Source organism: Streptomyces sp. NPDC006879 (genome assembly GCF_042869595.1).
GTDB lineage: Bacteria > Actinomycetota > Actinomycetes > Streptomycetales > Streptomycetaceae > Streptomyces.
In genome coordinates this window covers 102,555-112,720 of the sequence record NZ_JBIAGC010000019.1, presented here as the reverse complement: position 1 = coordinate 112,720, position 10,166 = coordinate 102,555, and the positions used below count along the sequence as shown (strand labels likewise).

Below are 10,166 nucleotides of genomic sequence, written 5' to 3'. Positions count from 1 at the left end.
GCCGCCCTGTGCGTATCTCACAGTCCAGGGCTACCGGAGCGGACCCATCGCCGTCAGGCGAACGGCTCCGACATCACCCAATCAAGTTCAGTACTCAACCGCGCTGCTGTGTCATGTCGTCGGCGAGGACAACGTGACCACGGTCGAGGTCGACGCGGAGGTGTCCGCCCGTGCAGGGATCGCGCTCGCGGGCGCCGGGTACTGGCCTGCCCGCGTGGTCGGTGACGGACTGGCAGGTTACAAGGAAGGAAGCCCGTATGACCGCGTGATCGCCACGTGCGGCGTGCACACGGTGCCGACCGACTGGCTCGCGCAGACACGCCCCGGCGGTGAGGTCCTGGTCACGGTCGGCGGATGGATGCACGCATCCGAACTCGTACGGCTCACGGTCGCCGACGACGGCACGGCCAGCGGCCCGGTTCTCGGCGGACAGGTCTCGTTCATGCTGGCACGCCCCCACCTTCCGCCCCCGCTGGGCATCCTGCCGAACCTCAGTGAGGGCGACGCGGTACCCGCCGGGCTGGGCTCGGATGCGCTCGACGACTGGACCGCCCGATTCGTCGCGCAGTTCGCCGCGCCGTGCGCACAGCGGCTCACACTGGAACGTGAGGGTCGGACGGAACACGTCGTAATCGACGTGGACGCGGAGTCGTGGGCGCTCGTCTTCCAAGACGGCGGCCGGTGGATGGTCCGGCAGAGCGGTGCGGCGCGCCTGTGGGACGAGATCACCGAGCGTGTCACGCAGTGGCAGGCGGGCGGGCGCCTGCCTGCCGACCGTATGCGGTTGCACGTCGGCCCCGACGTGCAACGCCTCACCTGGGCGTGACCACGGGCTGACAGCTTCCATGCTGCCCCGCCCGTCCGCCGTTCCCCCGTGCCTCGGCGGGTCGCGGCGGCGTGCGGGCCTCGCCCCGAGGTGCCGCTCGTGTGTTGGGGGCGCCAAGAGCTCCGCGGGTACGACTGGGGTGGCCGTCCAACCCGCCTCGGCTGATGAGAGGTTGGAGAGGCGCCTGCTGGTCCGACATCCATCGCGCGCGGAAGAGGGAGAGAAGGACGGCGCGCTGGTCCGGGAGATCACGGCTTGCTGTGCGACACCTCCCCGGGCGCCGCCTTGGCCGACCTGGCGGTGGCCGCCGTTGCCACTCCCCACCAGGACAGCTCTTGATCCCCACGCTTCCTGCACCACTTTGAGCCTCTGTCAACACGGGCCGGTGCTCGCTACCGTTTTAAGGCGCGTCCCCCTGGACAGACCCCCGGTAAAGTGTTTCGACGGCTGGTAGACAGCAGTCCAGGGCGTTCCTGGAGTGACCGAGGGAGTGTGTGCTTTGCCTACTGGCAAGGTCAAGTGGTTCAACAGTGAGAAGGGCTTCGGCTTTCTCTCCCGCGACGACGGCGGCGACGTCTTCGTGCACTCGTCGGTACTTCCTGCCGGGGTCGAAGCACTCAAGCCCGGACAGCGTGTGGAATTCGGTGTAGTCGCAGGTCAGCGCGGTGATCAGGCGCTTTCCGTGACGGTCTTGGAGCCGGCGCCCTCCGTTGCCGCCGCCCAGCGGCGCAAGCCCGACGAGCTCGCTTCGATCGTCCAGGACCTCACCACCCTCCTGGAGAACGTGACTCCGATGCTGGAGCGTGGCCGCTACCCCGACAAGGCGCAGGGCTCGAAGATCGCTGGCCTGCTCCGGGCCGTGGCCGACCAACTGGACGTCTGAGGCCGCACCCGCGTCCCGTCACCCCGGCCGTGGCGGGGCGCGGAGGCCCGCCCTCAGACGAATTCCAGGGCGCCCGCAGGCAGTGGCGGCACCAGCCCTTCCGCGGCGGCCCGGGTGAGCAGGCCGCGCACGGCCGCGTATCCGGCGCCACCGAGGTCTGCGGTGAACTCGTTCACGTACAGACCGATGTGTTGGTCCGCCACCGAAGGGTCGAGCTCCTGGGCGTGCGCACGCACGTAGGGGCGGGAGGCTTCGGGGTCCTCCCAGGCCATCCGTACCGAGGCGCGGGCGGACGCGGCGAGGGCCCGCAGGGTGTCCGCACCCAGTGACCGTTTGGCGATGATCGCGCCGAGGGGGATGGGCAGGCCGGTGCTCGACTCCCAGTGCTCACCCATGTCGGCCAGGCAGTGCAGCCCGTACGCGCGATAGGTGAAGCGCGCCTCGTGGATCACCAGCCCGGCGTCCACCCGGCCTTCCCGCACCGCCGGCATGATCTCGTGGAAGGGCATCACGACGACCCGGCCGACCCCGTCCGGCAGCACGTCCGCGGCCCACAGCCGGAACAGCAGGTAGGCCGTAGAACGCTCGCTGGGAACCGCGACCGTACGTCCGCCCAGGTCCAGCCCCGGCTCCCGGGTGAGCACCAGTGGGCCGCATCCACGGCCGAGGGCGCCGCCACAGGGCAGCAGGGCGTACTCGTCGAGCACCCAGGGCAGCACGGCGTAACTGACCTTCAGCACGTCGAACTCGCCGCGCTCGGCCATGCCGTTGGTGACGTCGATGTCGGCGAAGGTGACGTCAAGGGCCGGGGCTCCGGGCACCCTGCCGTGCGCCCAGGCGTCGAAGACGAAGGTGTCGTTCGGGCACGGCGAGTAGGCGATCCGCAGGGTGCGGCCGGTGGTCGCGGTCGGCTCAGCGGTCATGGCGGTGCCCCCAGTCGGCGAGTACGGGTACGAGCGTGCGCAGTCCCTCCGCGAGCGACGCGAGTGCCTCGCCGATCCGCCAGGCGGCACGGTCGCGGGGACCCACCGGATTGGACACCGCCCGGATCTCCAGGAACGGCAGGCCGTGGCCGGCGGCTGCCTCGGCCACCCCGAAACCCTCCATGGCTTCCGCTCCGGCCAGTGGGTGGCGGACGGCGAGTTCGGCTGCGCGGGCGGCGGTCCCGGTGACGGTCGAAACGGTCAGGACGGGGGCGAGTAGCGCGCCGGTGGCTTCGGCGGCGCGTGCGGACAGTTCGGGCTGCGGCAGGTGGACGCAGCGACCGAACCCCAGCTCTTCGACGGAGAGGTAGCCGTCGGGGCCGTCGTCGTCCCCCGGAGTGTCGGCGCCGAGGTCGGCGGCGACGATCGCGTCGGCGACCACCAGCGATCCGACGGGTGCGGACGGCTGGAAGCCGCCGCCGATCCCGACACTGAGCACGAGGTGGTACGGGCGTTGCTCAGCGGCGGCCAGTGCCAGTGCCGTCGCGGTGCCGGCGGCAGCCGCGGCCGGCCCCACGCCAGTGGTCAGGAGGTCCAGGGCCAGGCCGGGAACGTCGTACCGGCTCAGCGCCCGCCCGCCCGGCAGCACCCGCGGAACGGGCACCGGGGTGTCCGGGTAGGGGGCCAGCGCGGTGGCGACGGAGTCGGTCTCCGCTGCCACCGCGGTGACGATCAGCGCACGCACGGGGCGTCCCGGCAGATCAGGCTTCGTCGTTCTTCAACGTGAAGGACCAGACGGCCTGCGGCTTGTCGTCCGCGGAGACCTGGACGATGGAGACCTTCCGGGTCTTGGGGGTCTCACCCTGGCCGCCGGTGCTGAACACGTCCGCGCCGGGGAAACTGCGGTAGGTGTTGCTGGACGGCTCGGTGATGGGGTTGCCGTCGAGGAACGCGACCCACTTCGAGCCGTCCTCCACCACCTCGGGCTCGACGCCCAGGCGCAGCGTGTCGCCCCGGCCGTAGTTGATGGTCTTCGAGGTCTTGAGGCTGCTGAGGCAGGAGCCGAGCTTCTCCTGGGAGAGCTCCTTTTGGTCACCCGTCCTCATGCACGAGGCCTCGGAGGACACCGACGAGCTGCCGACCGTCACGGTCGCGAGCGGGGTCGGCTTGTCGCAGGCCGAAAGGACGAGGAGGCCGGCGGACACGGCTCCGAGGGCGGCGGCGGTGCGGCGGCCCCTACCCGAGAAAAGCGGTGCGGTCATGAGCCGAAGGCTATCGGGCCAGGCCCCCGGGCGATGCATGGGGTCACCGCCGCGCGCCGCACCACCTGCGCGGGTGCCCCGGTTGCCGCCGCGCGGCCTACTCGCGAAACCCCCGGAACTCGCCTGGGAATGCCTCCGAGGCGGCACCCGGCAGCGGGGCGAGCCCCTCGCGGGGCTCCCCGCCCCCTCGTCGGCCGCCGCCGATCTGGCTGGAACTGGAGCATCCGGACCGGCGGTTCCCGGGGGTTCGCCTCAGGCGACCCGGGGCCGCGAACGTGGACCGGTCGGGCCTTTGGAACCGCGGTACGGCGTGGTCAGCACGCCCCGGACGGCCATCACCGCACCCGCGGCGACGATGGCCGCGGCCACCGCCATCCCCGCCACCCCGTTCAGGGGCAGCGCGATGCCGATCGCCCCACCCAGAACCCAGGCCATCTGTAGCAGCGTCTCGGACCGTGCGAACGCGGAGGTCCGCACCGCCTCGGGCACGTCCCGCTGGATCAGGGCGTCCAGCGAGAGCTTCGCCAGCGCCTGGCAGAAGCCCGCCGTCGCGGCCAGCACCGCCGTCAGCGGTGCGCGGAAGAAAACAGCCACCAAGACGGCGACGGCCAGCGTCAGACAGAGCACCGTGGCGATGATCACCTCGGGTGCCCGGGCCCGCAGCCAGGAACCCACGGCCGTGCCGCACGCGTTGCCCAGACCCGCCGACACGCCGACGATGCCGAGGGAGACTGCGGCGCTCTGCCCGGCCATGGGTTCCTCGCGCAGCAGGAACGCGAGGAAGAAGATGAGGAACCCGGACAGCCCACGCATCGCCGCGTTCGCCCACAGCCCGCACAGCACCGAGGGCCCCACCGTGCGCAGGCCGGGCTTGCGGGAACGCTCCTCGTGGGTGGACAGCCGGGCCCTGCGCTCGCCCTTGGCCTCGTCCACCTTGTGCGGCAGGGTGAACGCCAAGAAGGTGCCCGCACAGAACACCGCGCAGGCCCCGTACAGCGGCCAGCCGGGTCCGATGTGGTGCAGACCGGCGCCGATGGGCGCAGCCACACCGGTGGCGAGCAGCCCGGCCAAGGTCACCCGCGAGTTGGCCTTGACCAGGGAGAAGTCGGGTGGCAACAGCCTGGGTACGACGGCGCTGCGCACCACCCCGTACGCCTTGGAGGCGACCAGTACGCCGAGTGCGGCCGGATAGAGCTCCAGGCTGCCGCTGGCGACGGCCCCGGACATGGTCAGTGCCAGCAGGGCCCGGGCCAGCATCGCCCCGGCCATCGCGGCCCGCCTGCCGTGCGGCAGCCGGTCCAACAACGGTCCGATCACGGGTGCCAGCAGGGTGAACGGCGCCATCGTGATCGCCAGGTACAGCGCGACCCGCCCGCGGGCCTCGTCGGTGGGTACCGAGAAGAACACCGTGGAGGCGAGCGCCACCGTGATCATCACGTCTCCGGCGCCGTTGACGGCATGGAGTTCGATGAGTTTGCCCAGCCCGGATTCTCCCGCGCCCTGGGCGTGAGTGGCCCGTCGGATGCCGCGCGCGGTCCCCGTGATGGGCTGGTGCAGGGCACGCCCGACCGCCCGGCCCGCCCTACGGGCCCGGCCCGAGCCGTCGTCGGAGGACCGTGCGGCTGCCACGTGGCCATAGTGCATCACGGCACGCCGCGGAGGGCGCCGCGCGGGCGTGTCCTTCAGTGGATCGACCCGCTGGGAACGCGCCCGGAACCGGGCAGGCGGAGTCCTTGAGTCCGCGAATCGGACGCGCAGGTGGGCCCAGCGCCGTGAAGGAGGTAGCGTGCGTAGCGCGCCACCGGCGGTTGTTCTTGGCCGCGCGCCTCTCCGCGATCCCGCAGAATGGGACGTAGAAGGTGCGCCCGAGTCCGATCGGGCGCGGACGTCGACGCGGCCCACAGGTCCGCTCCGCCCGCGCCATGGACGGACGGGACCGACGGATCGTTCTGTGACGAAACGGCGCACTCGTGAGACGGCGTAGGAGAGAAGCGAGACCTGTGAGTGCTGCGACGATGCGAAGCCGTACCCCTGACCGCCTGTGCGCCGCGGCGGTCGATCTCGCCCGGGAGGTGGCGGTGGAAGCCGCCGACCCGGGATCGGTGGGTGAACACGTAGCCGTAGTGGCGGAGGGCGACCGGGTCGTCACCCACTTCTTCGAGTGCCAGGACTTCGGCTACCGGGGTTGGCGCTGGGCCGTCACCGTGGCCCGCGCCTCGCGCGCCAAGTACGTCACCCTCGACGAGTGCGTGCTGCTGCCCGGCCCGGACGCCCTTCTCGCACCCGAGTGGGTGCCCTGGAGCGAGCGGCTGCGCCCCGGCGACATGGGCCCCGGCGACCTGCTGCCCACCGACGCCGAGGACCTGCGGCTGGAACCCGGCTACACCGGTGAGGACATCCCACCGCCGAACTCCGTCGTCTCGCACGAGATGGCCGAACTGGTCGAGGCGGAGGACGCCGAGGTCACCGACCGCACGGTGGTGCCGGCCCGCGGTTCCATCACGGCCATCGCCGAGGAACTCGGCATGCGCCGGGCCCGGGTGCTGTCCCGTTACGGGCTGCACAGCGCCGCCGACCGTTGGGACGAGGCTTACGGAGCCAAGACCCCGATGGCGCAGGCCGCGCCGGCCTCCTGCGTCTCCTGCGGGTTCCTCGTCGCGATCGGCGGCTCACTCGGACAGGCCTTCGGTGTCTGCGCCAACGAGTTCGGTCCGGCGGACGGCCGCCTGGTCTCCCTCAGTTACGGCTGCGGGGGGCACTCCGAGGCCGCCGTGATGCCCAAACCGCCGCGACCGGCGCCGCACGTCCTGGATTCGATGAGGTCGGACGAGTTCCAGCTGCGGCCCTCTGACGACAGCGGATCGGTGCCCACCTCGGACCTCCCCGAGCAGGACCTCGGCCACTCCTGAGCCCGGGCCGCGGGCCCGGCGCCCGGCGGTGGGATCCGCGCCGGGCGCGGCACGCCCCGTCCTGCCGGGCCGCGAAGAGGGACACGCCCGCCAGGCGCGGTACCTTTCGGGCGCGGACGGGAAACCCCGTACCGCCCGATGAGGAGGCAACAGCGTGAGAGCGACCGCAGCCCAGGGTGGGGTCGACCCCTTCGGGACCGCGCGGCTGCGCCGCGGCGTGCTCGACGCGTGGGGCGCGAGTCCGGCCCGCTTCCGGGAGGACGCGAACGCCGAGGAGGACCTCGCCCTCGGCGGCTACCGGGACCGGCTCGTCGTGGAACTCGCCCAGAACGCCGCTGACGCCGCGGCCCGGGCGCAGGTGCCCGGCCGGCTGCGCCTGACCCTGTACCCCGGGGAGCCCGGCGAGGCGTCGGTGCTGGCCGCTGCAAACACCGGCGCTCCCCTGGATGCGACCGGCGTCGAATCGCTGAGCACCCTGCGGGCCTCCGCCAAACGCGCCTCCGACGGTGCCGACACGACGGTCGGTCGCTTCGGGGTCGGCTTCGCGGCCGTCCTCGCGGTCAGCGACGAACCCGCCGTCCTCGGCAGGCACGGCGGCGTCCGCTGGTCGCTGGCCGAAGCCCGGGAACTGGCCGCCCAGACCGCCACCGCCAGCCCGGGGCTCGGCGACGAACTGCGCCGCCGGGACGGCCACGTACCGCTGCTGCGGCTGCCGCTTCCCGCCGAGGGCACCGCCCCGGACGGCTACGACACCGTGGTGGTCCTGCCGCTGCGCGACGGCGGCGCCCAGGACCTCGTGCAGCGGCTGCTGGCCGGCATCGATGACGGCCTGTTGCTGACCCTGCCCGGTCTGCACGAGGTGATCGTGGACACGCCCGCGGGCACGCGGGTGCTGCGCCGCCGTGAGGAGGGGTCCTACACCTGCGTGGACGACACCGAAGGGGACACCACCCGCACGGTGCGCTGGCGTACGGTCCGACGTTCGGGGCCCATCGAGCCCGCGCTGCTCGCGGACCGACCGGTTGAGGAGCGGCTCCGCCCGTACTGGACCGTGACCTGGGCCGTTCCCGTGGATGCCGGGGGCGAGCCGGTGCGGCCCACCACGGCCGCGGTGGTGCACGCACCCACGCCCACCGACGAACCCCTGGGTGTGCCCGCGCTCCTGATCGCCTCGCTGCCGTTGGACACCGCACGGCGCCACCCGGCGCCCGGCCCGCTCACCGACTTCCTGCTCGTCCGGGCAGCCGAGGCCTACGCCGAACTCCTCGCCGACTGGGCGCCCGTGACGACCGCTCTGGTGGACCTGGTGCCCGGCCCTCTCGGTAAGGGCGAACTCGATGGCGCCCTGCGCGCCGAGATCCTGCGACTTCTGCCGCGTACCGCCTTCCTGGCGCCCGCCTCGCCTTCGGAGGAGCTCGCCGCGCTGCGGCCCTTCGAGGCGGAGGTGGTCGAAGGCGCCGGCGCCGACACCGTCCGGGTGCTCGCCGAGGTGCTGCCCACCCTGCTGCCGGCAGGCCTGGAGCGCCGCCCGGAACTGCGCACCCTCGGGGTGGGCAGGCTGCCGCTGGGGGACGCCATCGAACGCATCGCCGGCGTCGAACGCCCCCCGCACTGGTGGTACCAGTTGTACGACACCCTCGCCGGGGTCGACCCGGACCGCCTCTCGGGGCTGCCGGTGCCACTGGCCCGGTCCCACGACGGCGTCCGCGGGCTGGAAGGCGACACCGTGCCCAGTGGTGGAGTGCCCACCACCATCGGCCCCCGCCACGTCCTGTTGCCCGGCCCGGACACTCCCGTGAACCTGGCGCGCCTGGGGCTGAAGGTTGCTCACCCCGATGCCGCCCACCCCCTGTTGGAGAAGCTCGGTGCGGTGCCGGCCTCGCCACGGGCCGTGCTGACCACCCCTCAGGTGCGGGCGGCCGTCGCCGCCTCCCTGGACGCGGGGGAGGTCTGGGACGAGGACGAGAGCAGCCTGGATTCCGAGGAACTCGCCGAGGTCGTCCTGGGCTTGGTCCGGGAGGCAGGGCTGGAGCCGGGCGACGAGCCGTGGTTGGCGGCGCTGGCCCTGCCCGATGAGGACGGTGAACTGGCCCCGGCGGGCGAGCTGGTCCTGCCAGACAGCCCGTTCGCCGAAGTCATGCGCGCGGGTGAACTCGCGCTGTGTGACGCGGAGCTGGCCGAGCAGTGGGGCGCACAACCCCTGGTCGCCTGTGGTGTACTCGCCGGGTTTGCCTTGGTCCGCGCCACCGACGTGGTGCTTGACCCCGATGAGCTGGAGCCGCGTGAGGGCGACTTCCCCGAACCGGACGACGCCGGCCTGCTGGACGCCGTGGACGTGTGGTGCGAGGACGTCCTCGACCAGCTCCCGGACACGCCGGTCCCGCCGGTGGCCACCGAGATCGTCGCGGTCCGGGACCTGGATCTGGTCGACGACGAGGCATGGCCACAGGCTCTGGCCATGCTCGCCGAGCCGCCGTTGCGGGACGCGCTGACCCAACCGGTTCGGGTGCTCCTGCCTGACGGCACCACCCGGACCGTCCGCCCGTACACGGCCTGGTGGCTGCGGGACCACCCGGTCCTGGGTGGGCGGCGCCCCGCGGGGCTGCGCGCCGCCGGTGGGGATCCGCTGCTGGAAGGGCTGTACACCTCGGCCGATGCCACCGGCTTCGAGGACGAGCAGGTCCTGAGGGCCCTGGGGGTGCGGACCTCGGTCGCCGCCCTGCTGGACGAGCCTGGCGGTGCGGCCGAGCTGTTGGGTCGCCTCGCCGACCCGGACCGAGAGGTGACCGGACGCCAGCTGCACGCTCTGTACGGGGCGCTGGCTGAGCTCGAACCCGAACAGGTCACGCTTCCGGAAGAACTGCGGGCGGTGGTGGACGGCGAGGTGCGGGTCGTGGACGCCGCCGACGCGCTGGTGGCCGATGCCCCGGACCTGCTGCCGCTCAGCGCCGGCCTGCCGCTGCTGCCGGTGTCCCCGTCCCGGGCGGCTGACCTCGCTGAGCTGCTCCAGGTGCGGAGGCTGTCCGAGTCGGTCCCGGCCGAGGTCAGCACGCCGGGGGAGGAACACCTGGTCGCCGAGCCGGTACGGATCCTGTTGGGCCCGAAGACTCCGCGCAGCTACTACGAGCACGAGGAGCTGGTCGCGGGCGGCGTGGAGCTGGACTGGCGCCGCACCTCCGACGGCACCTTGCACGCCGCCACCCTGGAAGGTGTTGCTGCCGGCCTGGCCTGGGCCGCTGGCCAGTGGCCGCGCCGTTTCGAGGTGGCGGCGCTGCTGGAGGATCCGTCCCGGACCGAGGAGCTGGCGCGGGACCGCTGGTTCGACTGAGCCGCGCCGCCCGGTTGCGGGCCCGCACCGTCCCC

The 10,166-nt window shown here is 72.7% G+C and carries 8 protein-coding genes; 4 read left to right on the top strand and 4 right to left on the bottom strand.

Going from position 1 to position 10,166, the window contains the following annotated elements; all coding sequences use genetic code 11:
* Both ACFYMC_RS16995 and ACFYMC_RS16990 read left to right on the top strand, forming a co-directional pair.
* Positions 1 to 826 (top strand): hypothetical protein (locus ACFYMC_RS16995; RefSeq protein ID WP_388525213.1); only part of this gene is annotated, 826 nt, incomplete at its 5' end.
* A gap of 499 nt (positions 827 to 1,325) precedes the next feature.
* Complete coding sequence (locus tag ACFYMC_RS16990; protein ID WP_388525210.1) at positions 1,326 to 1,709, top strand: cold-shock protein; 384 nt, start codon at positions 1,326 to 1,328, stop codon at positions 1,707 to 1,709.
* 53 nt (positions 1,710 to 1,762) lie between these two features.
* Here ACFYMC_RS16990 and ACFYMC_RS16985 read toward each other — a convergent pair whose 3' ends face one another.
* The 4 genes from ACFYMC_RS16985 to ACFYMC_RS16970 form a co-directional block, all read right to left on the bottom strand.
* Positions 1,763 to 2,632, bottom strand: a complete 870-nt coding sequence (locus ACFYMC_RS16985; protein ID WP_388525206.1) for a 1,4-dihydroxy-6-naphthoate synthase — start codon at positions 2,630 to 2,632, stop codon at positions 1,763 to 1,765.
* Positions 2,622 to 3,377, bottom strand: coding sequence for a futalosine hydrolase (locus ACFYMC_RS16980; protein ID WP_388525203.1), 756 nt, complete (start codon positions 3,375 to 3,377; stop codon positions 2,622 to 2,624). Before ACFYMC_RS16980 ends, ACFYMC_RS16985 begins: the two co-directional genes overlap by 11 nt.
* A 16-nt stretch (positions 3,378 to 3,393) precedes the next feature.
* Positions 3,394 to 3,894 carry a DUF2771 domain-containing protein gene (locus ACFYMC_RS16975; protein WP_388525200.1) on the bottom strand — a complete coding sequence of 167 codons (501 nt, stop codon included), beginning with the start codon at positions 3,892 to 3,894 and terminating at the stop codon, positions 3,394 to 3,396.
* A 252-nt stretch (positions 3,895 to 4,146) separates the two neighbouring features.
* Positions 4,147 to 5,538: an MFS transporter gene (locus ACFYMC_RS16970; RefSeq protein ID WP_388525197.1), complete on the bottom strand. Its 1,392-nt coding sequence runs from the start codon at positions 5,536 to 5,538 to the stop codon at positions 4,147 to 4,149.
* 356 nt (positions 5,539 to 5,894) lie between these two features.
* Here ACFYMC_RS16970 and ACFYMC_RS16965 point away from each other — a divergent pair, with 356 nt between their 5' ends.
* Both ACFYMC_RS16965 and ACFYMC_RS16960 read left to right on the top strand, forming a co-directional pair.
* On the top strand, positions 5,895 to 6,803 hold the full coding sequence (locus ACFYMC_RS16965; protein WP_388525194.1) for a DUF3027 domain-containing protein: 909 nt from the start codon (positions 5,895 to 5,897) through the stop codon (positions 6,801 to 6,803).
* 154 nt (positions 6,804 to 6,957) lie between these two features.
* A complete protein-coding gene (locus tag ACFYMC_RS16960; protein WP_388525192.1) occupies positions 6,958 to 10,131 on the top strand; it encodes a sacsin N-terminal ATP-binding-like domain-containing protein in 3,174 nt (1,057 codons plus the stop codon).
* Positions 10,132 to 10,166 lie beyond the last annotated feature (35 nt).